At 58.7% G+C, this 26,730-nt stretch carries 26 protein-coding genes; 13 read left to right on the forward strand and 13 right to left on the reverse strand.

Annotated features, from left to right (window positions below; translation table 11 throughout):
• From ACK5JN_RS21400 to ACK5JN_RS21425, 6 genes are all read left to right on the forward strand, one after another.
• Nucleotides 1-517 (forward strand): molecular chaperone (locus tag ACK5JN_RS21400; protein WP_416871988.1); only part of this gene is annotated, 517 nt, incomplete at its 5' end.
• Entirely contained in the window at nucleotides 501-2,720 is a 2,220-nt protein-coding gene (locus ACK5JN_RS21405; RefSeq protein WP_416871989.1) for a fimbria/pilus outer membrane usher protein, read from the forward strand. The genes ACK5JN_RS21400 and ACK5JN_RS21405, both read left to right, overlap by 17 nt.
• A complete protein-coding gene (locus ACK5JN_RS21410; RefSeq protein ID WP_416871990.1) occupies nucleotides 2,711-3,679 on the forward strand; it encodes a spore coat U domain-containing protein in 969 nt (322 codons plus the stop codon). Before ACK5JN_RS21405 ends, ACK5JN_RS21410 begins: the two co-directional genes overlap by 10 nt.
• Nucleotides 3,680-3,789: 110 nt before the next feature.
• Nucleotides 3,790-4,542 (forward strand): winged helix-turn-helix domain-containing protein, encoded by a 753-nt coding sequence (locus ACK5JN_RS21415; RefSeq protein WP_416871991.1) that lies wholly within the window; start codon nucleotides 3,790-3,792, stop codon nucleotides 4,540-4,542.
• 3 nt (nucleotides 4,543-4,545) lie between these two features.
• Nucleotides 4,546-5,022, forward strand: coding sequence for a hypothetical protein (locus ACK5JN_RS21420; RefSeq protein WP_416871992.1), 477 nt, complete (start codon nucleotides 4,546-4,548; stop codon nucleotides 5,020-5,022).
• A 39-nt stretch (nucleotides 5,023-5,061) separates the two neighbouring features.
• Nucleotides 5,062-5,577: a GNAT family N-acetyltransferase gene (locus ACK5JN_RS21425; RefSeq protein ID WP_416871993.1), complete on the forward strand. Its 516-nt coding sequence runs from the start codon at nucleotides 5,062-5,064 to the stop codon at nucleotides 5,575-5,577.
• A 26-nt stretch (nucleotides 5,578-5,603) separates the two neighbouring features.
• On the opposite strand, the gene tsr is transcribed toward ACK5JN_RS21425, so the two are convergent.
• The 5 genes from tsr to ACK5JN_RS21450 all read right to left on the reverse strand — a co-directional run bounded on the left by tsr (nucleotide 5,604) and on the right by ACK5JN_RS21450 (nucleotide 10,537).
• Nucleotides 5,604-7,271 carry a methyl-accepting chemotaxis protein gene (gene tsr / locus ACK5JN_RS21430; RefSeq protein ID WP_416871994.1) on the reverse strand — a complete coding sequence of 556 codons (1,668 nt, stop codon included), beginning with the start codon at nucleotides 7,269-7,271 and terminating at the stop codon, nucleotides 5,604-5,606.
• A 262-nt stretch (nucleotides 7,272-7,533) separates the two neighbouring features.
• Entirely contained in the window at nucleotides 7,534-7,875 is a 342-nt protein-coding gene (locus tag ACK5JN_RS21435) for a HigA family addiction module antitoxin (RefSeq protein WP_416871995.1), read from the reverse strand.
• Between the two features lie 80 nt (nucleotides 7,876-7,955).
• On the reverse strand, nucleotides 7,956-8,261 hold the full coding sequence (locus ACK5JN_RS21440; RefSeq protein ID WP_416871996.1) for a type II toxin-antitoxin system RelE/ParE family toxin: 306 nt from the start codon (nucleotides 8,259-8,261) through the stop codon (nucleotides 7,956-7,958).
• 138 nt (nucleotides 8,262-8,399) lie between these two features.
• Nucleotides 8,400-9,407: an Ldh family oxidoreductase gene (locus tag ACK5JN_RS21445; protein ID WP_416871997.1), complete on the reverse strand. Its 1,008-nt coding sequence runs from the start codon at nucleotides 9,405-9,407 to the stop codon at nucleotides 8,400-8,402.
• Nucleotides 9,408-9,493: 86 nt separating this feature from the next.
• Entirely contained in the window at nucleotides 9,494-10,537 is a 1,044-nt protein-coding gene (locus tag ACK5JN_RS21450) for a zinc-binding alcohol dehydrogenase family protein (RefSeq protein WP_416872028.1), read from the reverse strand.
• A gap of 145 nt (nucleotides 10,538-10,682) precedes the next feature.
• On the opposite strand from ACK5JN_RS21450, the gene ACK5JN_RS21455 reads away from it, so the two are divergent.
• A complete protein-coding gene (locus tag ACK5JN_RS21455; RefSeq protein WP_416871998.1) occupies nucleotides 10,683-11,600 on the forward strand; it encodes an FCD domain-containing protein in 918 nt (305 codons plus the stop codon).
• Here ACK5JN_RS21455 and ACK5JN_RS21460 read toward each other — a convergent pair.
• Genes ACK5JN_RS21460 through ACK5JN_RS21470 form a run of 3 tightly spaced genes read right to left on the reverse strand, consistent with a single transcriptional unit; the run spans nucleotide 11,597 to nucleotide 16,158 of the window.
• Nucleotides 11,597-13,759 (reverse strand): glycosyl hydrolase family 28 protein, encoded by a 2,163-nt coding sequence (locus tag ACK5JN_RS21460; protein WP_416871999.1) that lies wholly within the window; start codon nucleotides 13,757-13,759, stop codon nucleotides 11,597-11,599. The two genes, ACK5JN_RS21455 and ACK5JN_RS21460, sit on opposite strands and share 4 nt — an antisense overlap.
• 15 nt (nucleotides 13,760-13,774) lie before the next feature.
• Nucleotides 13,775-14,857 carry a glycoside hydrolase family 88/105 protein gene (locus ACK5JN_RS21465; protein ID WP_416872000.1) on the reverse strand — a complete coding sequence of 361 codons (1,083 nt, stop codon included), beginning with the start codon at nucleotides 14,855-14,857 and terminating at the stop codon, nucleotides 13,775-13,777.
• Nucleotides 14,858-14,868: 11 nt separating this feature from the next.
• Nucleotides 14,869-16,158, reverse strand: a complete 1,290-nt coding sequence (locus tag ACK5JN_RS21470; RefSeq protein ID WP_416872001.1) for an extracellular solute-binding protein — start codon at nucleotides 16,156-16,158, stop codon at nucleotides 14,869-14,871.
• A 420-nt stretch (nucleotides 16,159-16,578) separates the two neighbouring features.
• On the opposite strand from ACK5JN_RS21470, the gene btsT reads away from it, so the two are divergent.
• The 3 genes from btsT to yjiA all read left to right on the forward strand — a co-directional run bounded on the left by btsT (nucleotide 16,579) and on the right by yjiA (nucleotide 20,004).
• Entirely contained in the window at nucleotides 16,579-18,729 is a 2,151-nt protein-coding gene (gene btsT, locus ACK5JN_RS21475; protein ID WP_416872002.1) for a pyruvate/proton symporter BtsT, read from the forward strand.
• 107 nt (nucleotides 18,730-18,836) lie between these two features.
• A complete protein-coding gene (locus ACK5JN_RS21480) occupies nucleotides 18,837-19,040 on the forward strand; it encodes a YbdD/YjiX family protein (RefSeq protein ID WP_035893372.1) in 204 nt (67 codons plus the stop codon).
• A gap of 10 nt (nucleotides 19,041-19,050) precedes the next feature.
• Nucleotides 19,051-20,004, forward strand: a complete 954-nt coding sequence (yjiA, locus tag ACK5JN_RS21485) for a GTPase (protein ID WP_416872003.1) — start codon at nucleotides 19,051-19,053, stop codon at nucleotides 20,002-20,004.
• A gap of 47 nt (nucleotides 20,005-20,051) precedes the next feature.
• Here yjiA and ACK5JN_RS21490 read toward each other — a convergent pair whose 3' ends face one another.
• Nucleotides 20,052-21,422, reverse strand: coding sequence for an NAD-dependent succinate-semialdehyde dehydrogenase (locus ACK5JN_RS21490; protein ID WP_416872004.1), 1,371 nt, complete (start codon nucleotides 21,420-21,422; stop codon nucleotides 20,052-20,054).
• A 149-nt stretch (nucleotides 21,423-21,571) separates the two neighbouring features.
• Between ACK5JN_RS21490 and ACK5JN_RS21495 the strand changes: the two genes are divergently transcribed.
• Both ACK5JN_RS21495 and ACK5JN_RS21500 read left to right on the forward strand, forming a co-directional pair.
• On the forward strand, nucleotides 21,572-22,315 hold the full coding sequence (locus ACK5JN_RS21495; protein ID WP_416872005.1) for a helix-turn-helix domain-containing protein: 744 nt from the start codon (nucleotides 21,572-21,574) through the stop codon (nucleotides 22,313-22,315).
• A gap of 47 nt (nucleotides 22,316-22,362) precedes the next feature.
• Nucleotides 22,363-23,001, forward strand: a complete 639-nt coding sequence (locus ACK5JN_RS21500) for a LysE family translocator (protein WP_416872006.1) — start codon at nucleotides 22,363-22,365, stop codon at nucleotides 22,999-23,001.
• Between the two features lie 39 nt (nucleotides 23,002-23,040).
• Here ACK5JN_RS21500 and ACK5JN_RS21505 read toward each other — a convergent pair whose 3' ends face one another.
• Nucleotides 23,041-23,205: a DUF1127 domain-containing protein gene (locus tag ACK5JN_RS21505; RefSeq protein WP_416872007.1), complete on the reverse strand. Its 165-nt coding sequence runs from the start codon at nucleotides 23,203-23,205 to the stop codon at nucleotides 23,041-23,043.
• Between the two features lie 178 nt (nucleotides 23,206-23,383).
• On the opposite strand from ACK5JN_RS21505, the gene ACK5JN_RS21510 reads away from it, so the two are divergent.
• Complete coding sequence (locus tag ACK5JN_RS21510; protein ID WP_416872008.1) at nucleotides 23,384-24,805, forward strand: PLP-dependent aminotransferase family protein; 1,422 nt, start codon at nucleotides 23,384-23,386, stop codon at nucleotides 24,803-24,805.
• 41 nt (nucleotides 24,806-24,846) lie between these two features.
• Here the strand turns inward: ACK5JN_RS21510 and ACK5JN_RS21515 are convergent, their stop codons facing one another.
• The 3 genes from ACK5JN_RS21515 to ACK5JN_RS21525 form a co-directional block, all read right to left on the reverse strand.
• Nucleotides 24,847-25,149 carry a BrnA antitoxin family protein gene (locus ACK5JN_RS21515; RefSeq protein WP_416872009.1) on the reverse strand — a complete coding sequence of 101 codons (303 nt, stop codon included), beginning with the start codon at nucleotides 25,147-25,149 and terminating at the stop codon, nucleotides 24,847-24,849.
• Nucleotides 25,136-25,378, reverse strand: a complete 243-nt coding sequence (locus ACK5JN_RS21520; protein ID WP_416872029.1) for a BrnT family toxin — start codon at nucleotides 25,376-25,378, stop codon at nucleotides 25,136-25,138. The genes ACK5JN_RS21515 and ACK5JN_RS21520 overlap by 14 nt, the downstream gene beginning before the upstream one ends.
• Nucleotides 25,379-25,674: 296 nt before the next feature.
• A complete protein-coding gene (locus ACK5JN_RS21525; protein WP_416872010.1) occupies nucleotides 25,675-26,619 on the reverse strand; it encodes a TauD/TfdA dioxygenase family protein in 945 nt (314 codons plus the stop codon).
• Nucleotides 26,620-26,730: the final 111 nt, after the last annotated feature.

The raw sequence follows: 26,730 nt of genomic DNA on the forward strand, positions 1-26,730 counted from the left end.
CAGCAGCCCGGCGGTCACCGCGCTAAAGCCCGGCCAGCAGCAGCTGGTGCGTATCGTGGTGCTTAACCCCACATCTCACCCGCATGAACAAAGCTTCCGGTTGCTGGTTGATGAGCTACCCGGCGGGCATCAGGGCGGCACGGAGCAAAACGGCGTCCATTTTCTGCTGCGCTACTCCATTCCGCTGTTTATCGCCAGCGGCCAGGCAAAGAGTCACGATGAAGCCACCCAGCTCACCTGCACGTTACAAGATGCCCGCATTGGCTGTCACAACCGGGGAACCGCGCATGTGCGGCTGAGTAACGTCGAAGCGCTCAACGCGCAGGGACAGGTCACGGAAACACTCTCCGGGCTGGCCGGTTACGTCCTGCCAGGCCAACGATTCGTGCTGCCGTTTAAACAGTTGCACCGACATTCGCCCTCCTCACTGCGCGCGTATCTGAATGAACATACCCAGGCCAGCCTGCTTAACCTGCATCCTGCTGCTATGGCTACTGTCAATGACGCTCCACGCTGAGCCTCCCACCGCCAATACGCAATACCTCTCCGTCACCGTAAACCACTACACCTACGATGGTTTATGGGCTATACGCGTGGTGGATCATGCGTTGTGGATCGCTGCTGACGACGCGGTCAAGCTGGGCATTGCATCCGGGCAGGTAAATGCAGACTGGCTCAATCTTTCCGCCCTGCAGAACATTGAGGTCGATTTCGACAGCCTGCAACAGCAGCTGTCGCTCACGGTTCCCGAGCAAGCGCTCACCCACGTTCAGCATCTGGACGGCCAGCCCCACGCGACCACGCCCGCGTGGCAACAGGCGCAGCCGCTGGGTAACCTCACGCTCGACTATTCCCTGTACTCCAGCGATACCCCCAGCCAGCAGCAAACCAGCCTGCAAAGCCAGCTGCAGACCTCCGGCTGGCTACCGGGGCAGCTTAGCAGCAGCATGAACAGCCGCGTGCAGCATGGGCAAAGCGCCGAAGGCACCACCCATACCCGGCTGATGACCACCTGGCAGCACGACTTCCCGCAGTGGCTCACCAGCGTCGCGGTCGGCGACAACATTACCACCGGCGTCAGCTGGAGCCGTCAGGTACGCTTCGCGGGCCTGCATCTGGCGCGTAATTTTCAGCTCGACCCACAGCTAAACACCGCGCCGCGCGCGCAGTTCAGCGACAGCGTAGCGTTGCCGTCGACCGTCGATTTGTACATTGACGGCCTACAGCAAAGCCGCCAGCAGGTGAAGCCAGGCAGCTACATTCTCGACACCCTGCCCACCTTCTCCGGCAGCGGACAGGCGCAGGTGGTGATTACCGACATCAACGGCCAGCGCCGGGAAGTGACGCTTGATTTGTACGGCGCGCCGGACATGCTGGCCCAGGGCGTCAGCAGCAGCTCGCTGGACGTCGGCTGGCTACGCAAAAACTACGCCGAGCGCTCAAACGACTACGCGGCTTCGCCCTTGCTCGACGCAGGCTGGCGTTACGGGATGAGTAACAACCTGACCGTTAGCGCGCACACCGAACAGCATCACGATACGCACAACATCGGCGTCGCCGGCGACTGGCTGATCTCACCGCGGGCCGGGATTATCAGCGGCCACGCGGCCGCCAGCCGAAGCCCGCAGGGAGAAGGCAACAAATGGGGCATCGGCTACCAGTGGAACGCGCAGGGGCTAGGTTTCTCCGCCAATACCAGCCGCAGCGATCGTGACTGGGCGGATCTCGCCCGCGTCAGCGGTAGCCTGCCGATACGGCGAAGCGATAACCTGTGGGTGAGCCAGACCGTCTCCGGCTGGGGAACGCTGGGCGCCGGCTGGGTGCGCCAGGATAGCGCCCGCTACCTGAACGCCAGCTGGTCAAAATCCTTTCACAACCGCATCTCAGCAACGCTGGGCTATACCCACGCGTTAAGTTCCGGCGACAAGACCGTGCAGCTGATGCTCTCCATTCCGCTCGGCAACCGCGACGCACTCTCGTTACAGGCGGGAAATCAGTCATCACGCTGGGATTACCGCCACCAGCCGGATAACCAGCTGGGCGGCTGGTCGTGGCAGGTAAGCCAGAATACCGGCAGCACATCACGTCAGGAGCATGCGGACATCGGTTACCTCGGCCAGTACGGCGAGTGGCATGCTGGCGTGGACCGTGACCAGAGCAGCGCCAGCCGCTATCTCAGCGGCGAAGGTTCGATGATGCTGCTGGAAAATCACGCCTATGCGCTGCGCTACAACCGCCAGGGGATCGCGCTGGTCTCCACCAACGGTATTCGCGATGTGCCCATCGCCGTTGAAAATCGCCGGGCGGGGAAAACCGATGAAAACGGCTACCTGCTGCTGACGGATTTGCCGCGCTATCACAATGCCAGAATCTCGCTCGACCCGCTGAACCTGCCGCCGGAAGTCGTCACCCCCTTCACCGAAATACTCGCCCAGCCGGGAATGACCACCGCGGTGAAGGTTGATTTTCAGGTGCATCGCGCGCGCCTGGTGACGGCTCAACTGCGCGATCGCCAGCGCCAGCCTATCGCGGTTGGCAGCAGCGTAAGCTATACCGGCGGAGAATCCATCGTCGGGCGCGACGGCTTTATCTGGCTGGAGAGTCCGCCGATGCCGGGCACCTTAAGCATTCATACGCCCTCTGGTCCCTGTGAAGTGACGCTTCCCGCCGCCGCTTCCGCTGCCACAACCTTCAATCTGGGAACTTTATCGTGCCACTAAAACTGCCGCTCGCCTCGCTACTGCTGCTGATGGTGACTCTGTTTTCAAGCCCCGCGAAATCCGCCAACTGCTGGATTACCCAGGGGGCGTCCACCGCATTTGGTACGCTGGTAGCGGGCAACACCAGCTCAGCGCAGTCGAGCGTAAAGTTCAGCTGCTATGCCGATTACGGCGAAACGCGCTACTTCAACGTCTGCCTGAGCAGCCTGGAATCGGCGCCGTTTAAAATGACCTCCAACGGCGATGAAGAAGGCAAGCAGTACACCATGCTGTTTCGCCTTTTCAGCGCCGTGGATAACAGCCTTGAGTTGACCTCCATCGGCGCAGGACGCGCGCTGCAAACCGCGCTGACGATTGGCGGCAACCAGACCTCCGGCGGCAGCTTTGCGCTACAGGCCACCATACCCTCCGGGCAAAACAACCTGCCGGTGCGTAGCTACTTCAACTATACTTTGGGGCTTAAGCTGACGTGGAACAGCGCCACCAGTAAAGAGGCGCTCACCGGTTGCCAGGACGGTAACTGGCAGGGGGAAGCGACGGATGCGTCATCCAGCGCCAGCGCGACGCTGTCCGATAGCTGCTTTATTCAGGGCGTTACGGCGCTCAACTTTGGCGCTGTCGATAGCACCGCGCTCATCTCCCGTCTCGCTTCGACGGCCAGTATTCGCGCGCGCTGCCCGATGGGGACAACCTATTCGCTTGGCATCAGCAGCGGTGAACATGCGTCGGGTAGCCAACGACAAATGTGTAATGAGCATCAACAGTGTCTGCAATACGCCCTCTGGCAGGATGCCAGCGCGACGCGTCCCTGGGGCACAGAACCAGGCAACAATACGATGGAAATGAGCCATCATGATGGGAGCGTGCAGACGGTTACCGTCTACGGTACGGTGCCGACGCAAACCCTCACCGGCACGGGCGTATTTAGCGATGACGTTGTGGTTACGCTCACTTATTAATCTAAATATTGCGCGGTCTGGATCAATGTTACCGATAACAATCCGCGGTATTATAATCCTTCTCGCACTGGGTCACTCTTTTTTCTCTGAAGCGGATCGCCGACAACTCCATGAAATACCTGCTCGCAGACGCCATCGTCTATGACAACGAGGATGGTTCACTCACCCTACAAAATGCGGATGCCGAAAGTCAGACGCTGACCTGTACGGCACAGACCATCCTCAACCTGCTGATTGCCCATCACGGCATGGTGGTCGAACGCGAGGTTTTTCTCCAGCAGGTGTGGGACGATCGCGGCCTGCGCGGCTCGAGCAACTCGCTGAATCAGTACATCAGCATTCTGCGTAAAATGCTGGCGGGGCTGGTGCCGGATAACCTGTTTATCGTCACCGTTCCCAAAGTTGGATTTATGCTCAGCGCGGATATCAGCGTGGTGCAGCTTGATATGCCCATCGCTGCGCCCGCGCCAGCCCCTGCGCCGGTCAGCGTGAAGCGCGCTAGCCCGAAAAAGCTAAACTGGCTGTATGGCGCCGTCACCGCCGTGGTACTGACCCTCTGCGGCGCCGCGCTATTCTGGAACGCCCAGCGTCAGCACATTGAACCGCATCTGCTGGATCACATCGACAGCTGCCCGGTCTATACCCTGGCGCCCCTCTCTGAGGTATTTACAAAGCAGGCACAGGCGCTGGTCAAAGAGATAAAAAACGCCGGCGCGTTCTCGTGCCTGCCCAGCTCGATTTTTTACGTGCATATTCAGGACCCGGTGCTTTATGGCGACGAGGGGCGTCTGGTCCTGTCACAGTGTTCCCAGTTCCGCGGTAAGGCCAGTACTTGCCAGACGCTGTATTTTTACGAGTGGTAGAGAGTGAAACAGAAAAAAAGACTTTTTTGCGTCATCGCACTCAATGCGCTGCTCATCCTGGGCACCTTGCTGTGGATACACCAAAGTACGCGTCTATCCATGACCTGCCAGGGCAGCCTGACTTATAAAGACAGCCATCAGGATAACCATTTCACCTTTGAAGGGATGGTGGTCATGCACTTTACGCCGGACGGTACGGGCTACTTCAATATCAACGGTGACGTCATGAGTCACGGCCAGAACATGAAGGTATCGCGTCAGGAGAGCTTTAACTGGCGCTACGTACATGAATCGTTCTATCAGCTCCACATCACCCAGGTGGAAAAGTTCGGCCACGATAACGTCCCCGCAGGCGTCTTCGAACAGTACGCGCTGGGCATCACTGCGGGTCAAAAAAGGCTGCTGAGCATTCGCAAAACGCCGGATAAGGCGATGGTGGTCAGTAATTTTTACTCCCCGATTTTGCTCTGTGCCGGATAACCCTCCCACTGGCGTATCTCCCCCGGCTATACTCAGCGCATGAACGACACTTTTCGCCCGACATCCCCGGCGGATATCGCCGCCCTGCCCGCCATTGAACGCGCCGCCGCGCAGCGCTTCCACCAGCTGCCGGCGCTGAGCTGGCTTGCCGCTGGCCCGGTCATCGATGCCGCAGAACATCAGCGTTACGTTGATAACGCCCTGAGCTGGTTAGCGCTGGCCGACGGTCGGCCCGTGGGGTTTCTGCTGGCGGAAGCGCACGGCACCTCGCTCTTTATTGTCGAATTGTCGCTGCATATTGACTGGCAGGGGCGCGGTCTTGGCCGCGGATTGATGGACTACACGATTGACCAGGCGCGAGAAAAAGGCTTCAGCGCGCTGACGCTCACCACCTTTCGCCAGGTACCGTGGAATGCGCCGTGGTATGCGCGTCTGGGATTTGAAGCCGTGCCTGAGCCCTTGCTTAGCGACGCGCTGCGGCAGAAACTCAATGAGGAAGCGGCGCACGGTCTGGCAGCGGAATCGCGCTGCGCCATGCGCCTGAAGCTGGATTAACGCGCCCGGACAGGGGCGCGAAAACATCAGAAGGTTTCCCAGTTTTCCCCGCTATCGGTCGCTGCCGCTTTACGCAGCAGGCCAGGCGCAGGCGTCACCGCCGCGCTAACCGCTTCACGACTGGCGCTCGCCTGGCTTTGCTGGATACGAAATACCGCGACCGCCTGCGTCAGACGGCTGGCCTGCTCTTCCAGCGCCGCCGCCGCCGCTGCGGACTCTTCCACCAGCGAGGCGTTCTGCTGGGTCACGCGGTCCATCTCCGCTACCGCCAGCCCCACCTGGTCGATCCCACGGCTCTGCTCATCCGACGCAGAGGCGATTTCGCCCATAATATCGGTCACGCGGGTTACCGCATTCACAATCTCATCCATGGTTTCACCGGCGCTTTCCACCAGCGTGGAGCCGAGATCGACGCGGTTAACCGAGTCTTCAATCAGGCTCTTGATCTCACGCGCCGCCTGGGCGCTGCGCTGCGCCAGGTTGCGCACTTCCCCGGCCACCACCGCAAAGCCCCGGCCTTGCTCACCGGCGCGGGCGGCTTCCACCGCAGCGTTCAGCGCCAGAATGTTGGTCTGGAAGGCAATACCGTCAATCACGCTGATAATATCGGCGATTTTCTGCGAACTGGCGGTGATATCGCGCATGGTCTGCACCACGTTATCCACCACCTTGCCGCCCTTCTGCGCGGTTTCCGACGCGCTCAGCGCCAGATGGCTAGCCTGGCGCGCGTTTTCGGCGTTCTGCTTCACCGTCGCCGTCAGCTCTTCCATACTGGCCGCGGTCTCTTCCAGCGAGGCCGCTTGCTGCTCGGTACGCGAAGAGAGGTCGTTATTGCCCATCGCAATTTCGCTCGCCCCGCTGTAGATAGCATCCGCCCCCTGACGCACTTCGCCCACGGTGCGCGCCAGCTCGGCCTGCATGTGGCGCAGCGAATTCGCCAGCTGCCCCATTTCATTATCGCTCTCAACGTCAATGCGCTTCACCAGATCGCCGCCGGCAATGTGGCGAATGCTGTCGATTAAACGATTCAGTGGTGCGATAAGCGTTTTGCGCACGCCCAGCCAGACGGTAACGATCACCGCCAGCACCGCAATCATCACCCCGAACAGGATCCACATCGCCTGGCTATAGGAGGCGTTGCTGTCCTTCACCGCCAGCTCGTAGAGGCCGTCGTTCTGCTGCAGATAGTTGACGTACGCTTTCTCAAAACCATCCTGATAGCCCTGGGTAGGCTGGTCGAAGAAATCGTTGATCTTGCCCGCGCCGAGCAGTTGAATCAGCTCCGCCAGCGCGCCGTGATAGATATCGTAGTTACGCTGAATCTCCAGCGCCGCCGCTTCGCTTTGGCGCGGGTCGCGCGGCATCGCGGTGTATTCAGCCCAGCGTTTTTCCGCCTCGCTCAGCGATTTCGTGGCAATCTGCATCAGCTCGGCAACGGTAGCGCCGCTGCCGATATTGTTCTGATCCATCATGTAGCGGATCCCGGCGCGGTTGAGCGTGTTGCGGGTTTGCAGCAGGGCGACCCAGCTGCCGTTCAGCCCGGACTGCTGCTGACGCACGGTTTGTAAGATGGTGAAGTTCTCTTTGTCATGCTTCAGTGAATTAAAGAACAGGCCCCCTGAGACCATCTGCAACAAGCCAAACAACACCAAAACCAGCACGAGACTGGTGACGATTTTAATACGCTTTAACACGTTTCTCTTTCCTCCAGACGAATAACGAATTTTCGGCGGGGAAAGGAAAAACTTTATAGAAAATGTGACTATTAATACGCGGGGATGGCGGGATATTTGGGGGCTAATCGTGTCACTTATTCGAACGAGCATCGCTAGCGGGCACAGAGGAGAGCCCTTATGGTCGTTTTCGTTGTTCGAAGAACGTTAACCAAAGGGCTAAGCCGGTTTTATCCCTGGCGCAGGTAAACGTTCGTGGATTACGCGCTGCAGGCTATCGCCGTTATGCCGCTTTGCCATCCGCTTTTGAACGTGCGGCCAGGAAGTCTTCTGCGGTCACAATTTTATCCAGCGCCACCTGAAGTCGCGCATCGTTTTCTGTTTCCCAGACATCGACAGCTGCCTGTAAGTTAAGCCAGAACTCAGCCGAGGTACCAAACGCTTTAGCCAGGCGGAATGCCATGTCGGTCGTGAGTTTACGATTATTGTTAACCAGGGCGCTTATCGTGTTGCGGTGAACCTGCAGCATCTCAGCAAGATCGTTGATTTTTAGCTCAAGCGGTTCCAGGTATTCAAAAAGGAGAATATCTCCTACCGTCGTCGGCTTTCTGGTGGCCTGATTCATAATTTACTCCATGATAGTCGGCAGCTTAGCTGCGGTCGACTTAGCGCCAGACAGATCGCTAAGTCGATCATTTCACTTGATTAGTATTCATGCGGGTCTAAATAGAGGTCTTGCGCTTTACCGTTTACCCACCTGAATATTAATCGGTACTGCTTATTCACTCTGATTGAAGAATATTCTTTGAGCTTTCCCGTCAGTGCTTCATAACGGTTGCCGGGCGGTGACATTAAGTCTTTATAAGTGGCTGCTGCATTAATGATATCCAGCTTACGTGCCAGGGCTGCATGTATATCTGGAGGGATTTTTTTATCCGATGCCGCATGCTTAAAAAAATCCTCGAGCCAGCCATCTCGAAAACTTCCGATGTTTCCCCGCTTATCAGGCATCTCATGGCATCTCCTTTGCTTAGCTTAAGGGAGATAATAGCGCACCAATGCACAGTGCACAAGTGCACCAAATCACCATAAAAGCGTTTTATCTAAGCTTGACCACCTCTCCCTACAAGGAGAGGTAATCGTATGCCGTCAACGCAGCGCGCAGATTTCCTCATACAGGCTACGCGAAAGATTCAGCCCCTGCTGCTCGCTCTGCTGTCGCGCCTGATAGCGCCGTTCGCCCGGCAGCCTTGCGCCCTGCGCCTGCATACCGCTAAACAGCGTCTCGGCGCGCGCCAGATGCGCCGCGGCGTCATCGCCAAGGAAACGCGCCGGGTCAAGCGCCAGAATCAGCTCGCCGCCGTACGGCAGGCCGCCCGCGCCGTTGTCCCACGCCAGCGATTCCGAGCTGGTCATATCGCCAATCAGCGGCCCGGCAAACAGCTCCACCATCGCCGCCAGCGCCGATCCTTTATGGCCGCCAAAGGTCAGCATCGCCCCGTCGAGCACCGCCTGCGGATCGGTGGTCGGCTGGCCGTCGCTATCAATCCCCCAGCCTTCGGGAATCGCTTTGCCCGCCCGTTGATGCAGCTGAATCTCCCCGCGCGCCGCCGCGCTGGTCGCCATATCAAAAATAAACGGCGGTTTGTCGCCGCGCGGCCAGCCGAAGGCGATAGGGTTGGTACCAAACAGCGGCTGGCTCCCGCCCGCCGGGGCTACCCACGCATGGCTTGGCGTGCAGGCATAACCCACCAGCCCGACCTCGGTCAACGGTTCAACGTCGGCAAACAGCGCGGAGAAATGCACGCAGCGGTTGATCGCCAGCGCCGCAATGCCGCTGTGACGCGCCTTCTCAATCAGCAGCGGCAGCGCCTGCTCATACGCACACAGCGAATAGGCGCCGTGGGCATCGGCTTTCACGATCGCCGGGGCCTGATCGACGATGGTCGGCTCGGCGTCCGGCGACACTTTGCCTTTGCGCAGGGTTTCCACAATGCCGAGCAGCCGCCACAGGCCGTGCGACGCGCAGCCGTCGCGTTCGCCCGCCGTCACGTTGCGCGCAATGGCGTCGGCGTGAGGCTGTGAAAAACCGTTGGCGCGCAGGACCTCGAAGGCCAGCGCGTAAGCGTCGTTGAGTGCGATGTTGAGCGTTGTCATGTCAATCTCCGTATTATTGTTGTACTGGCATAAAGCGTAGACGGAGGCGCAGGTTTTACTTGGTTAACGTAGTGATTTAAATCACATTAATTCCCAGAGGCGCCGTCGATGTTCTCCGCAAACTCTATCACGCCTTTAATCAGCCGTGGGTTATTGATGACGTCGCGCTCAAAGGTGCTACCCAGCTCGCTAAAGCGCAACCGATGGGTCAGCAGCATCTCAGCGCGAAGCGCCCCGCTGCGCATCAGCTCGCCGACGCGAGCAAAATCTTCGGTGTTGGCGTTGCGGCTGCCCATCAGGGTGGTCTCTTTTTTATGAAACTCCGGATCGGAAAATTGAAGATCGCCTTTAAACAGGCCGACAAAGACGATACTGCCGCCATGGCGGATCAGATCCACCGCGCGATTCATCGACTGCGGGCTGCCCGTGGCATCAACGATCTTTTGCGCCAGGTTGCCGCCAAACAAGCCGCGTAGCCGGGCGTTAAAATCCGCCGCCAGCGGATCGAGCGTCGGTAGATCCAACTGCGCCGCCACGTGCGCCCGCCGCTCGCTGCTGACATCCGCCACCGCCACCCGCGCCCCTTCAGCTTTGGCAATGGCCGCCGCGCCGAGGCCAATGGGCCCCGCGCCGACCACCAGCACCTCGTCGCCCGCCTGCACCGCCGCTCTGCGCACCGCGTGGGCGCTGATGGCAAACGGTTCAATCAGCGCCACGGCCTCCGGCGCAATACCTTCCGCCAGCAGGATGTTTTGCTGCGGCACGCACAGAAACTCGCTAAAACCGCCGTCACGATGCACGCCGATCACCGCGATATTTTCACAGCAGTTGTCGCGTCCGCTGCGGCAGGCGCTACAGCGATGGCAGGCCACGTAGGGGATCACCGCCACCTGTTGGCCCACCCGCCATGCCTGAACGGCGCTGCCCACCGCCACAATATCGCCACAAATTTCATGGCCTAATACCCGCGGGTAGCTGAAAAAAGGCTGCTTGCCTCCCCATGCGTGGATATCCGTACCGCATATTCCGACCGTTTTTATTTTTATTAACACCTCATCTTGTTGTGGTTTTGGAATATTTCGCGACTGCCATGCCCATTCACCTGGCTGCTGACAAACTAACGTTTTCATAATAATCATTGGGGCTTCTCCTTTTATGTTCTCCTTGTTATTGTGGATTTCGCGTTAATTCCGCATCAGCGCGACAAATTCTTGTGAATGCCAACGCAGAAATAGGTTTTAAATTCGTTTTTAATCATTATCAGGAGGATGCAGCATGAGCCGTTCGCAGAATTTACGTCGTAGCGTGGTGAATCAGATTATCGATGGGATCGCCCGCGGTCATATTCCTTCTCCGCTGCCGGTGCAGTCGGCGCTGGGCGAGATGTACAACATCAGCCGCACCACCGTCAGGCACATTCTTACCCACCTGCAACAGCGCGGCGTGCTGGAAAAAATAGGCAATGATTACATTGTGCTACGCAAACCCGATGCGCTGGACGGCTTCGAGTGCACCCAGGCGCCGCTCGAAGAACAGACGCAGATTTTTGAACAGGCGTTCTTTTCCATGATTAACCAGCGGCAGCTGAAGGCCGGGGAAGTGATGAGCGAAATTGCGCTGGCCAAAATGGCCGGCGTCAGCCCGGTGGCGGCCAGAGAATATTTGCTGAAATTTGGCCGCTATAATCTTATCGTCAGCGAAAAGCGCGGCCTTTGGCGTATGAAAGAATTTGACCGCTCCTATGCCGAGCAGCTTTTTGAATTACGCGAAATGCTGGAATTACACGCCCTTCAGCGTTTTCTTAATTTACCCTACGGGGACCCTCGCTGGCTCCAGGCGAAAACATTACTGGAGCACCATCGGCAATTAAGAGACCGCATTGGTGACAACGTAAAAACATTCTCCCAGCTCGACCGGGATTTTCATGCTTTATTGCTTTCGGCCGCCGACAATATATTTTTTAATCAGTCACTGGAAATTATCTCGGTTATTTTCCACTTCCACTATCAGTGGGATGAAAGCGATCTTAAACAGCGCAATATTATCGCCATTGATGAGCACATGATGATCCTGATCGCGCTGATCTGCCGTAACGAGATCGACGCCACCCTGGCGCTGCGCAACCATTTAATGACGGCGAAGCAGTCGATGATCCGTTCTATCGATCAAACTGCCCGCCGCCAACCCGACTAGCGCAGCGACTTCACCTGCCGCTGCGGCGCATCCTGGTCACCCATAAAGTGGCCAATCGCCAGCAGCATTTCCAGCGCCTCGTGGCGGCGCAGATAGCGGCGTGGGCGGAAGCGGCCTTCTTCATCGCAGCGCATAAAGCCAAAGGCCACCGCGCGCTGGGCGTTAGTCAGATAGATATCGCGCAGAATGCGTCCGTCGGTAAAGGTCGATTGCAGCATCGTTGAGGCGTTACGGTACGACACGCCGCAGCTCATCATGGCGACCGTCGCCGCTTCCTCACGGCGAATCGGCCTGTCGGGCAGAAATTTCCCCTGCACCAGCGCCATCATGCCGCGCTGAATCAGCGCGGCAATACCCGGATACCAGACAGAATCCGGCGCAATATCCTGGATGACGACCCCATTCGATGGCTGATACTGCAAGCCCCACAGGCGAACGATCATCTGCGCCAGCTCAAAGCGGGTCATACACTCCGCGCCGCTTTCCTCTTCGATCACCCCGCGCGCGCGTAAAATGCCGGCATTCACCGAACTGCCGTTTGCCAGATCGATGCTGCCCTCAGGCTGAATCAGCCACGGTTTACTCAGCAGGCTCATATCACCGTAGTTCACCCGACAGCGAATAAAGCGCCCGGCCATCGTCGGCGTCAGTGCCAGAATGTCGCCCTCGCCCAGCGGCGTCATCGGCCCTTCCGCCGTTTTTCCCAACCACCACGAATAGCGCAGCACCGCGTCGTCATTGCCCGGCAGCTGCGCAATCGCTCGCAGATAGTCCCCCACCTGCGGTAGCCCACGAATAAACAGCTGCACCGGACGCGGATAGGCCAGCTCGTTAATGGTGACGTTTTCCATCTTCACGCCGCTGCCCCAGTGGGCAGCGTGCAGCGGATGCTCGACGTCGGTGATGCGAATATCCTTCAGCACCAGCCCTTCAATGGGCGACTGCGCCAGCCCCTCGATAAACAGACCATATTCGCCGCCGCTCGCTTCCAGGTCTTCAACCACAATATTGCGAAAACGCGGCAGATGGCTGCCGTAGACGCCCTCGGCGTAGTTCATGGTGGCGTGGACCACCGCATCGCGCACCCGCTTCACCCGCGAGTGGCGCAGCCAGACGTTTTCAATCACCCCGCCGCGCAGGGCGTTGGCCTTGAGACGCAGCGGGTAGGTTAACGCCGGGCTATCAAACTCGTTGCCCACGGCGAAGACGTTGCGAATGCCGCCGCTCATCTCGCTGCCCAACGCAATACCGCCGTGGCCGTCGGCAAAACGGTTATTGCGGATGATGATGTTTTCACAGGGAACGTTGGCTTCACGGCCGTCGCGATCGCGCCCGGACTTGATGGCGATGCAGTCGTCGCCGGAGTCAAACAGGTTGTCTTCAATTAATACGTCGCAGCAGCTTTCCGGGTCGACGCCATCGTTATTGTGGCCGTGGGAGCGCAGAGTCATGCGCCGGACGGTGACGTTACGGCACATGACCGGATTCACCTGCCACATCGGCGAGTTGCGCAGCGTGACGCCTTCCAGCAGGACGTTCTCACAGCGCAGGGTCTGAATAAACATCGGCCGCAGGTAGTGGCCGTCGCCAAAACGGCGCTCGGCGACCGGCACGCCGTTGAGGTTCATTTCGCGCAGGCGCAGGCTGGCCGGGCGCTGCAGGTTGCGGGCGGAAGTCGACCAGGCGTGCTCAATCTGATGCGTCCAGTGCCACCACACGCTGTTGCTGGCCTGGCCGTCCAGCACGCCCCGCCCGGTGAGCGCGATATTTTGCGCATCGCAGGCGTAAATCAGCGCGCGGTAGTTCCACAGCGGCGAGCACTCCCAGTGGCCAAACGCCAGCGGATAGTGCGCTTCGGTGGTGTCGGTGGTAAACAGCAGCACGCTCTGCGGGCTGGCCAGATGCAGGTTAATGTTGCTGAGCAGCGCCAGCGAGCCGGTGAGATAGCGCCCGGCGGGGACGATGACCCTGCCGCCGCCCCGACGATGGAGATCGGTGATGGCCCGCTGAAGCGCCTGCGTATCCAGCGTGACGCCGTCGCCAACGGCGCCATAATCGCGCACGTTCACCTCGTTGTCAGGGATGCGCGGATCGTGGATCCGCGCCAGAATCTTTTGCTCTTCCTCGACGCTCAGCACCGCGCAAGGGTTTGTCGTCATGACCTTGTCCTTAAGTTATCCGTTTAAATGGGCAAGCGCTTCCCCTAGCGCCAGCATGGCCAGCGACTGCCCGTAGGCGCGCTGACGAACGCGGATATCCAGATAGTGCTGGAGGTCGCGCCCTACCGATGTGCCAGCCGACACGTCAGCCACTTCCCCTTGATCGTTAATCCGTGCAATCAGCGCCTGGATGCCCGCCCAGCCCGCATCACGGCAGCGGTTGTCCAGCAACCCCAGCCGCGCGCCTTTCAGCAGCGCGTAGGTCAGCCCGGCGGTTCCCGACGCTTCCTGATAGCTTTCGGGGTGGTCGATTAACGTCGACCACATCCCATTGTTATGCTGGTAGTGCACCGCCGCCTGCATCTGGCGGACAAACGCCTCGCGAATAAAGCGCGTATTCGCGTTATCCGCCGTCGCCATCTCCAGAAAATCGACGCTGCCCACCGCCGCCCAGCCGTTACCCCGCCCCCACAGCGCCGCGCCGTAGTTGTTGCGGTCGATAAAGCTCCAGCCGTGCATCCACAGCCCGCTGCGACGGTCGACGAGGTATTTGATGTGCAGTAAGAACTGATACGCCACATCGTCCATGTAGTGCGGTTTATTGAGCAGCTGCGACGCCCGGGCGTGGAACAGGCCGCTCATAAACAGCGTATCGACCCACAGCTGCTCTTCGTTGAGATGGTCGCTGGTGCAGTGGGTATAGCCGTTTTCCTGGGTGCGCAGCAGGCGCGTGTCGATCCAGTCGGCGTAGTCGGTGATATCCGCCAGCCAGCCGGTTTCGCCCAGCTCTGCCGCCATGCAGGTGGCAGTCAGCATCGGCGCCATCCGGTTGATGTTTTTCTCCGGCAGCCCTTCGGCCATCCGTCGTGAGAACCAGCCGTTCAGGTAATCGAGGTAGCGCGGCTCGCGGGTAATCTGATACAGACGCCAGATACCGTAAATGCCCACGCCCTGCGACCAGTCCCAGTTTTCAATCGACAGGTCAGAGGCGATAACTTTCTGTTTTTTTAGCTCAGCGTCGTTGGTGCGCACCACAATCACTTCATTAAACAGTGTATCCAGCTTGCTTAAAATGGACTCTTTTAATAATTGCGACATAACCACCTCAATTACATGATCTTTTTCAGGACGCGCTGCGCGCGCTGGGGAAATTCATCGGCCAGCTGTTCGAGGGTGAGCTGCCCGTAGTCGTAGCGCTGAACCGCATCGAGGAAATAGGACAACAGCTGCGGGTTTTCAAACCACGGCGACGGCTCAATTTTGCCCATCAGCTGGTCTACCTGCGCCAGCCCCTGCACCTGAATCTGGCTGTTATCCAGCACGCCATCCTGTTGCAGGACTTTGACCGCCTCGGCGCTCAGCGGCACGCCGCGCTGGAGACCCATGGCTTTAATCCCCTGCGGGTCGTTGAGCAGGAAGTTGATCAGCTTCGCCGCCAGCTCCGGGTGTTTGCTGTTTTTACCGATGGAAAACATCATCGCCGGTTTAAAGAAGATGCCAGCGTCGGTCGCGCCGGGCAGCATCGGATAAGGCCCCACTTCCAGATGCGCAGGCGGGCGCAGGCTACCGGCGAAGGTGCCGTCGGTGCTCCAGGTGTGAACGCCGCCAATTTTGCCGTCCAGCCACGGTTTAATTTCCCAGGCGTTGGCTTTGCCGAAGGCTGAGAGGTACTTCATCGACGGAATAACGTGGTTATCCACCAGCTTTTTATACATGCCGAAATAGTCCCGCCACTGTTCGCGGCTGTAGGTAAAGTCTTTCTTCTGCGGGTCAATCATCGGGATGTTGTATTTCTGCACCATATAAGAGTTCAGAAACGTCATGATGGTGGTGTCGTGATTGGCGAGGATAAACGGGTAGTAGTCGTCCCCCAGCTTATTTTTGAACGCCGGACCGGCGGCAATCATCTGCTCCCAGGTCTGCGGATAGGCGACGCCCGCTTTTTTCCACAGTTCCGGGTTGTAGTACATCGACCGCCCGGTCATCGCCACCGGCACGCCGTTGAGCTTGCCGTTCATGGTGACTAACTGTTTGCCCTGGCTGGAAAACTGGCTGAGGTCGATTACCGCCGACTGGCGCTGAATGTCATAAAAACCGTCGCCGTTCTTCGAGAACATCACCAGCCAGTTCCAGTTAATCTGCATCACGTCCGGCTCGGTATTGCCCGCCAGTTGGGTGCTCAGGCGGGATAAATAGCCGTCCCAGCCGCTGGGCTCGGTATTGATTTTAACGTCCGGGTTTTGCGCCTCGAAGGCTTTAATCGCCTCGGTGGTTGCCTGATGACGCTGGTTGCCGCCCCACCACGACATGCGTAATTCCGTGGCCGACTGCCCCACCGCTGGCCACAACATGCCCGCTCCCAGAACCAGACAAAGTGCTTTTAGCCGCATATTTTTCATTGTGTTCATCCTTTTTATGGATACAGGTCGGCAGGCTGCATGGCTCACCGGCCGGGTTGAGCCAATAGTCGGGAAAAAGCGGCGGCGCGGAGACGGTCATCACGCTGAGTTGTGATCAATTAGTGACAATAGTGTTTTTTATTGGTTTTTAATCATACGTAGTTGCGCGTAGAGAAACGGCGACAGGAAAAAAACTTGCGATCTCAATCACATATTTTAGCGTCGAACAAAGGTTGCCCAACCGCTTACCGCGAAAAGTGACCGCTTAGCCTCCGCTTTTAACCGCTCACCCATTTACCCAACTTTACGCGCGCGTAGGTCTGGCAAGCTAATCAGCACAATCACTACCTCCTCAACCCGCAAACCCAAAAACAACGGCAGCTTCGGCTGATTATTAATCTTAAAAAACCAGGTTTTACTATGGATACTAAAAAGCTATTCAAGCACATACCCTGGGTGATTCTCGGAATCATCGGTGCGTTTTGCCTTTCGGTCGTCGCCCTGCGCCGCGGTGAGCACGTCAGTGCCCTGTGGATCGTCGTGGCGTCGGTTTCCGTTTATCTGGTGGCCTATCGCTACTACAGCCTGTACATCGCCCAGAAGGTGATGAAGCTCGACCCGACGCGTGCGACGCCGGCGGTCATCAACAACGACGGCCTGAACTACGTGCCGACCAACCGCTACGTGCTGTTCGGCCACCACTTCGCCGCCATCGCCGGCGCCGGTCCGCTGGTCGGCCCGGTGCTGGCCGCACAGATGGGCTACCTGCCGGGTACGCTGTGGCTGCTGGCGGGCGTGGTGCTCGCGGGCGCGGTGCAGGACTTTATGGTGCTGTTTATCTCCACGCGCCGTAACGGTTCGTCGCTGGGTGAAATGGTCAAAGAAGAGATGGGCCGCGTGCCGGGCTCCATTGCCCTGTTCGGCTGCTTCCTGATTATGATCATCATCCTGGCGGTGCTGGCGCTGATCGTGGTGAAAGCGCTGGCGGAAAGCCCGTGGGGCGTGTTCACCGTCTGCTCAACCGTGCCGATTGCGCTGTTTATGGGTATCTACATGCGCTTTATCCGCCCGGGCCGCGTCGGCGAAGTGTCGGTGATCGGTATCGTGCTGCTGGTGGCCTCGATTTACTTCGGCGGCGTGATTGCCCACGACCCGTACTGGGGCCCGGCGCTGACCTTTAAAGACACCACCATCACCTTCGCGCTGATTGGCTACGCCTTTATCTCTGCCCTGCTGCCGGTATGGCTGATTCTGGCACCGCGCGACTACCTCGCCACCTTCCTGAAAATCGGCGTGATTGTTGGCCTGGCGCTCGGCATCGTGATCCTCAACCCGGATCTGAAAATGCCGGCCGTGACCCAGTACATCGACGGCACCGGCCCACTGTGGAAAGGCGCGCTGTTCCCGTTCCTGTTCATCACCATCGCCTGTGGCGCGGTTTCTGGCTTCCACGCGCTGATCTCCTCCGGCACCACGCCGAAGCTGCTGGCGAACGAAAACGACGCGCGTCTGATTGGTTACGGCGCGATGCTGATGGAGTCCTTCGTGGCGATTATGGCGCTGGTTGCGGCCTCTATCATCGAACCGGGCCTGTACTTCGCGATGAATACCCCTCCGGCGGGCCTTGGCATCACCATGCCGAACCTGCATGAGATGGGCGGCGAGAACGCGGCGCTGATTGCCGCACAGCTGAAAGACGTGACCGTCCACGCGGCGGCAACCGTCAGCTCCTGGGGCTTCGTCATCAGCCCTGAGCAGATCCTGCAAACCGCGAAAGACATCGGTGAACCGTCGGTGCTGAACCGCGCGGGCGGCGCGCCAACGCTGGCGGTCGGTATTGCTCACGTGTTCCACAAAGTGCTGCCGATGGCTGACATGGGCTTCTGGTACCACTTCGGTATTCTGTTCGAAGCGCTGTTCATTCTTACCGCGCTGGATGCCGGTACCCGTGCGGGCCGCTTTATGCTGCAGGATTTGCTCGGCAACTTCGTACCGTTCCTGAAGAAAACCGACTCGCTGGTGGCTGGCGTGGTCGCCACCGCCGGTTGTGTGGGGCTGTGGGGTTACCTGCTGTATCAAGGCGTGGTTGACCCGCTGGGCGGCGTGAAGAGCCTGTGGCCGCTGTTCGGTATCTCTAACCAGATGCTGGCCGCCGTAGCGCTGGTACTGGGCACCGTTATCCTGATTAAGATGAAGCGCACCAAATACATCTGGGTGACCACCATCCCGGCAGTATGGCTGCTGATCTGCACCACCTGGGCGCTGGGCCTGAAGCTGTTCAGCTCCAACCCGCAGATGGAAGGCTTCTTCTACATGGCTAACCAGTACAAAGAGAAGATTGCGGCAGGCGGCGAGCTGACCGCGCAGCAGATTGCCAACATGAACCATATCGTTATCAACAACTACACCAACGCGGGCCTGAGTATTCTGTTCCTGGTGGTGGTATACAGCATCATCTTCTACGGTTTCAAAACCTGGATGCAGGTGCGCAATAGCGATAAACGTACCGACAAAGAGACACCTTACGTGCCGGTACCGGAAGGCGGCGTGAAGACCTCTTCGCACCACTAACCCCTTTGCCGGATGGCGCTGCGCTTATCCGGCCTACAAGTTCCGCTCTCGTAGGCCGGATAAGGCGCTAGCCGCCATCCGGCTTTATCTATTATCGGGATGGCATAATGTTTGGTAACTTAGGGCAGGCAAAAAAATACCTCGGTCAGGCGGCGAAAATGCTGATTGGCATTCCGGACTACGACAACTACGTCGAACATATGCAGACCAACCATCCGGATAAACCGTACATGACCTATGAAGAGTTCTTCCGCGAGCGCCAGCAGGCACGCTACGGCGGCGACGGAAAAGGCGGCATGCGCTGCTGCTAAAGGAGACACCATGGCACCGATTGCAGTTACCCTACTTACCGGTTTCCTCGGCGCGGGCAAAACCACCCTGCTGCGCCACATCCTCAACGAACAGCACGGCTTCAAAATTGCCGTGATTGAAAACGAATTCGGCGAAGTCTCGGTCGACGACCAGCTGATTGGCGACCGCGCCACGCAGATCAAAACCCTGACCAACGGCTGCATCTGCTGCACCCGCTCCAACGAGCTGGAAGACGCGCTGCTCGACCTGCTCGATAACCTCGACAAAGGCAATATCAGCTTCGACCGGCTGGTGATTGAGTGCACCGGCATGGCCGACCCCGGCCCGATTATTCAGACCTTCTTCTCCCACGAGGTGCTGTGTGAACGCTATCTGCTGGACGGCGTGATTGCGCTGGTCGACGCGGTGCACGCCAACGACCAGATGAACCAGTTCACCATCGCGCAATCCCAGGTTGGCTATGCCGACCGCATTCTGCTGACCAAAACCGACGTCGCGGGCGCTGCCGAAAAGCTGCGCGAACGCCTGACGCGCATCAACGCCCGCGCGCCGGTGTACACCGTCACCCACGGCGATATCGACCTCGGCCTGCTGTTCAACACCAACGGCTTTATGCTGGAGGAGAACGTCACCTCAGCGCCGCGCTTCCACTTTATGGCCGACCAACAAAATGACGTGTCGTCTATCGTGGTGGAGCTGGATTACCCGGTGGATATCAGCGACGTCTCCCGCGTGATGGAAAACCTGCTGCTGGACTTCGCCGATAAGCTGCTGCGCTACAAAGGGATGCTGTGGATTGACGGCGAGCCAAACCGCCTGTTGTTCCAGGGCGTACAGCGCCTGTACAGCGCCGACTGGGACCGCCCGTGGGGCGATGAAACCCCGCACAGCACGCTGGTGTTTATTGGCATTCAGCTGCCGGAAGAAGAGATTCGCGCGGCGTTTGCCGGTTTACGCCGATAGCCGCAAGAACTGATGCCCTCCCGGAATGAGAGGGCATCGGCACACCGTTATTTCCGCACTACCACCAGCTTCTGGTTCACAAACTCTTTAATCCCCAGATCCGACAGCTCGCGCCCGTAGCCGGAACGCTTCACGCCGCCAAACGGCAGTTCGGCCGCGGTATCGGTCAGCCAGTTGATGTAGACCATCCCGGTCTCGATGCGCGAAGCCATTTTCTTCGCCCGTTCAATATCCTGGCTGAATACCGCACCGCCCAGGCCGTAGTGGGAGTCATTGGCCAGCGCCACCGCTTCATCGTCGTTCTTCACCACGTAAATCTGCGCCACCGGGCCAAAGAACTCTTCAAAGTACGCCGGGTTGTCGCGCGTGATATTCGTCAGAATGGTCGGTTCAAAGAAGCTGCCGTCGCGCTGCACCGGCTTACCGCCTAAGTGCAGCTTCGCGCCGTTTTTCACCGCCGCGTTCACCTGTTTGGTCAGCGTTTCCAGCGCATCCTTAGAGGACAACGGCCCCAGCGTGGTGCTTTCGTCCAGCGGATCGCCAATCTTCACCTGCTTAAACGCCTCGGTGAATTTGTCCAGGAACGCGTCGGCAATCTTCTCATGCAGAATAAAGCGTTTCGCCGCGGTACAGACCTGCCCGGCATTGTTCAAGCGCGCATTAACGCCAATTTTCACCGCCTTTTGCAGGTCGGCATCGTCCAGCACCACAAACACATCGTTACCGCCCAGCTCCAGGGTCGATTTTTTAATGTGCTTCGCCGCCTGTGCAGCCACCACGCTACCCGCTTTTTCCGAGCCGGTGAGCGCCGCCCCCTGTACGCGATCGTCGGCGATAATCTTCGCCACCTGATCCTGTGAGATATAGAGGTTAGTCCACGCCCCTTCCGGCGCGCCCGCTTCACGGACCAGATGCGCGAAGGTCTCCGCGCAGTGCGGCACAATGCTGGCGTGTTTGGCCAGCACCGGGTTACCCGCCGCCAGGTTCGGCGCCAGTACGCGCATCAGCTGGTAATAGGGGAAATTCCACGGCTCAACGGCCATCAGCACGCCAATCGGGTGATGCTCGACCCACGCCTCGCCCAGCTCAGATTTATACTTCACCGGCGCTAAAAACGACTTCGCGTTATCGGCGTAGTAGCGGGCGATTTGCGCACAGAGTTTTACTTCACCGCGGCTCTGCTCAATCAGCTTGCCCATCTCCTGGCTGGCGATTTTAGCCAGCTCCTCCGCGCGCTCGTCAATCAGATCGGCAAGCTTATTCAGCACCGGCAGGCGTTGGTCTATATCGCCTTTCGCCCAGTCGGAGTGATACAGCGCATCGGCGGCCTTCAGCGCCACTTCGACGTCCGCATCGCTATGCGAGGAATATTCTTTAATAAGCTGGTTGGTGGCAGGATTAACTGTCTGGTAGGCCATATTGTGTCTCCTTGTTTTACCGCTTAGGGTATTAAGCGTAGTCAAGATGACTGGATATGGGCGTAAAGTTGGGTATAAACGGAGGTTTCCGACCGGCAGCCTTTGTTTCAGGATGTGATATAACACCCCAAAACCTTCTGGACGATCCCATGACCACCGCGCGCGACATTCAACAAACGTTTACCCGCCATCCCGGGCTGGAGCTGCGCAGCACCTGGCAGAGCACGCAGCCGTATAAGCGTCATAGCCACCCGCAGCTGTCGATCGGCGCCATTGTGGAAGGGCAAACGCGCTGCGTCTGCCACGGCCAGCAGTACCTGCTGAACCCCGGCGATATCATCGTCATCCCCGCGCGCGCGCCGCATAGCTGTAACCCGGTGCAGGGGCTGGCGCGCAGCTACCATATGCTATACCTCGATACCGCGCTTCCTCTCGCGCAGCAGCATATCCGCAACGAGGCGCTGTTCGGGCTGTACCTTGCCGTGGTGGAGCAGATGTCGACGGCGGCCGTCGACGCGCTGTTAGCCGCGCTCACCCTGCGCGTGGAGGTCGCACAGACGCTGCGCCCGACCAGCCAGCAGCTACAGCAGGCGCTGCTGGCCGACCCGGCCGCCCCGCTCTCTCTTGATGAACTCGCTCAACGATTCTCACTGCGTAAAGAGACGCTAATCCGCACCTTCAGACAGGACACCGGGCTGACTCCCGGCGGCTTTCTCAACGTCTCGCGCGTGGAATACGCCAAAGCGCGGCTGCGCGCCGGAGACGATATTGCCGATGTCGCCTACCAGAGCGGTTTTGCCGACCAGAGCCATTTCCATAAAACCTTCGTCAGTTACACCGCTGCCACGCCGCGCCAGTACGCCCTCGGTCGATCAATATCTGACAATAATTAATGCGTGAGCAGACATATGCTGACCGCAGTATGTTTACTGAGGTTGCTATGGAACAGGTCACGACGTTATTTCCTCCGGCGTTTCCCGCGCTGGCGCTGGCGCATTTTATGGCGCTGCTCAGCCCCGGGCCGGACTTCTTTTTACTGGTCGGCTACGCCGTGCGCTACCGGCTACGCGGCAGCATCGGGCTGTGTCTGGGGATCGCGGCGGGCAACGGGCTGTATATCCTGCTGGTGGTCATCGGCTCCGGCCTGCTGCGCGAGGTGCCGCTGCTGTTCAGCGCTATTGAACTGCTGGGCGCCGCCTATCTGCTGTGGGTAGGCCGCCAGCTGTTGCAAAGCCGCGCCGGGACACTGGAATGGCACGCCGCCGCCGCGCGCCCCTCTCTGTCGCGCCAGCTTGTGCTCGGCCTCGGTTCTTCGTTACTGAATCCGAAAAACGCGCTGTTTTATCTGGCGCTGATGACCGCGCTGCTCGGCCCTGACGTCACGCTGGCGCAGCAAACCGTCTGCGGCATCTGGATGACCAGCGTGGTGCTGCTGTGGGATCTGCTGCTGGTGACGCTCATCGCCCTGCCGCAGGTACAGCGCCGATTGGGCAATCTGATCTGGAAAATTGAACGGGCCGCCGGAGCGATACTGATCGGCTTCGGCGGCTGGATCCTGTGGCAGTTTTTGGTCGGATGAACCATCACTGGCGACGTGGATCCCACGTCGCTGCAATCATTAGTTCACCTGGTCGCGCCGCAGCCCCACATCTCTCAGCTGTTCATCGCTCATTCGCTGCAGTACGCGGCGCGTTTGCTGCACGCGCCACCAGCTTTTGACAAATCGCCACACCAGCACAAACCCAATAAACGGCTGTTTCGCTCTATTCTCGTGAAATTCCATACTTTGCCTCCTCACCTTGCCAGAGGCTTTATCTTCGCGGATTTTCGGCTTAACAATACAGATGCAAAAAACACTTTTCTTTAACATACAGATTCGCTAAAACGGTATCTGCGTGCGGTTTTTTTCGCCTGACTGTACTGGTTTTTTCATCTGTATGGCGACAAACGGGGATACAGCAATGACGCGTTACCAACATCTGGCCAATCTGCTGGCCGAGCGAATTGAACAGGGGCTGTATCGTCACGGTGAAAAACTGCCCTCGGTACGCAGCCTGAGCCAGGAACACGGCGTGAGTATCAGCACCGTACAGCAGGCTTATCAGACGCTGGAACAGCGCCAGCTGATTACCCCGCAGCCACGCTCCGGCTACTTCGTCGCGCCGCAGAAAGCCCAGCCGCCGGTGCCGCCGATGTCGCGCCCGGTACAGCGCCCGGTGGAGATCACCCAGTGGGATCAGGTGCTCGACATGCTGGATGCCCGCAGCGATAAATCGATTATCCCCTTTGGCGGCGGCTCGCCGGACATCGACCAGCCCAGCCTGAAACCGCTGTGGCGCGAGCTGAGCCGGGTGGCGCAGCACAATATTAACGAGGTGCTGAGCTACGACGAGCTGGCCGGCCGCCGCGACCTGCGCGAGCAGATCGCCCGGCTGATGCTCGACGGCGGATCGGTCGTTGACGCCGACTCGCTGATCATCACCAGCGGCTGCCACAGCTCGCTCTCGCTGGCGCTGCTGTCGGTGTGCCAGCCCGGCGACATCATCGCCGTCGAGTCCCCCTCCTACTACGGCACCATGCAGCGGCTGCGCGGCTTAGGGCTGAAGGCGATCGAGATCCCCACCGATCCTGACACCGGGATCAGCGTCGAAGCGCTGGAGCTGGCGCTGGATCAGTGGCCGATCAAAGGGGTGATTCTGGTACCCAACTGCAATAACCCGCAGGGCTTTATCATGCCCGACGCCCGTAAACGCGCGGTGCTGAGCCTCGCCCAGCGCTACGATATGGTGATTTTTGAAGATGATATCTACGGCGATTTAGCCACCGACTACCCGCGCCCGCGCACTATCCACTCATGGGATATCGACGGCCGGGTGATGCTCTGTAGCTCGTTTACCAAGACCATCGCCCCCGGCCTGCGCATCGGCTGGATTGCGCCGGGCCGCTATTACGACAAGCTGCTGCAGATGAAGTACGCTGCCAGCGGCACCAACGTGCCGGCCACGCAGATTGCCGCGACCAATTTTATTCGCGAAGGCCACTACCACCGCCACGTGCGGCGGATGCGGCAGATCTACCTGCGCAACATCGAGATCTACACCAACTGGCTGCGAGAATATTTCCCCTGCGGGATCTGCGTCACCCGCCCGACCGGCGGTTTTCTGTTGTGGGTGGAGTTACCCGAGCAGGTTGATATGGTCTGCGTCGCCCAGCAGCTGTGCCGGATGAAGATCCAGGTCGCGCCGGGATCGCTGTTTTCGGCATCGGGAAAATACCGGAACTGCTTAAGGATCAACTGCGCCCTGCCGCCGATTGAGAAGCATCGGGAGGTGATGGTGCAGCTGGGAATGGCGGTGAGGGTGGCGATGGAGCCGGAGCTATAGCGATGTGTTCCAGGGCCGCATAAGGTAAAGCGGCCAGCCTATTATTTCTTATTTTGCTCGCGCAGCATCGCTTCGCGCAAAATGGCATTGAGTCGCGTCTGATACCCCTTTCCAGGGCGTTTTAACCATTCCATCACGTCAGCATCAATACGCACGGAGGCCTGCGTTTTCAACGGACGGAAAAACTTACCGCGAGTCGCCTCTGACCACTGGTCATCTTCTGTCGCAGGAATATCGCTGTAATCAATTCGATCATCCGATTTATTCGCCAGCGCTTTCAGTTCAGCCTCGTGCTGAGGACTCAGCGCGGATGCGCTGCCGTGTTTATGCTTAACCATGCTCATAACGACTCCTCTCTTTACGGTCTGCTTTTCTGGCGCTGATGATGCGAATAACTTCATGACCGCTTTCGAACCGCACGCTGTGGGCCACCAGAATAACCACAATGCCATGAACAAGACCGATGGTCTGCCAACGATACTCGCCGTTCTCATGCCGATCCTGTCGCGACAGATGCCGGGGATCGTCAAACACCAGCACCGCATCTGCAAAACGAACAGCGTGTTTCCTCAGGTTACTTTTTGCCTTGTTTGCATCTCATTCAAACTCCATTGGCATTTCCGCCCCTGATTGTATATACAAAAATGTATCTACAATTATCTTTTAATCATAGCAATACGGTTGGAAATAGCTTCACATTTTGCGCATGTGAGGTCAGAAAGAGGATTGATGTCAAGGTGATGGAAAGCTGCACTAAACAGCGTCAGGTGCAGGAGTTTATCGAGGTGATTGCTGGCAAGCCGCGCAGACGAGAAGCGTAGAGAAAACGGCCGGGTGGCGCTGCGCTTTCCCGGCCTACCGTTCGAGCGTTACGACGCCTTACTCACCGCCCTTTCCCCATTCGCCGCATCCTGCGGTTTTGCCACCGTGCGGCTGTGGCTGCCGTCCACCCCCACCGCAATCTCCCCTTCCACCGTCACCCGGCGCACCACGCGCGGCTGGGTGCCGTAGTCGTTGACCGCGTAATGTTGGGTGCTGCGGTTGTCCCAAATCACCACGTCGTCCTGCTGCCACTGCCAGCGCACGGTGTTGTCGAGGCGGGTGATGCGGTTTTGCAGCAGTTCGAACAGCTGCGCGGATTCCCGCGAGCTAAAGCCCACCAGCCGTTTGACGAAATGCCCCAGCAGCAGCGCGCGTTCGCCACTGACCGGGTGGACGTGCACCACCGGGTGCTCGGCTTCCCACAGCGATGAGACAAACACTTTCTGGTGATGCGCCAGGCGGTGACTTTCCACGACGACGCGCTCGGCGCCGTAGTCATAGTCGTTGCTGTGCACCGCGTGCAGGGTGTCGACGAAGCGCTTGAGCGTCTCCGGCAGCTGTTCGTAGGCGCGGGCGGTGTTGGCCCACACGGTGTCGCCGCCGTATTCCGGGATGGTGACGCCGCGCAGGATGGAGATTTTCGGGAAGGCGTCAACGAAGGTGACGTCGGTGTGCCAGGAGTCGGCGCGGCCGCCGCCTTTCGAGGCGTCGAGTTCGAACAGTTTGGTGCCTTCCGGGGACGGAACCGTGGGATGGGGAACAATCCTGCCGAAGCGCGCGCCGAAGGCCTGATGCTCGGCATCGGTCAGGTGACTTTGCTGGCGGAAGAACAGCACTTTGTATTTGACCAGCGCGGCCTCCAGCTGGGCGAAAGTCTCTGCATCCAGTTCGGCGGAAAGACGGATATCGCGGATCTCCGCGCCGATATTACCCGCCACGCGGCGTACGTTCAGTAAAGGAAAATCGGTATCAGCAGTGTTCACAGCAGTCATGATTGCGCCCCTTTAAAATCGTCAGAAACCCGAATATAGAAATATTCCGCCAGGTCACAAAGTCGAGTTTGTGATATTGATAGGTCGCAGATGGGATTGCATTATTCGGCA

This window comes from Kluyvera sp. (assembly GCF_047971185.1).
Lineage (GTDB): Bacteria > Pseudomonadota > Gammaproteobacteria > Enterobacterales > Enterobacteriaceae > Kluyvera.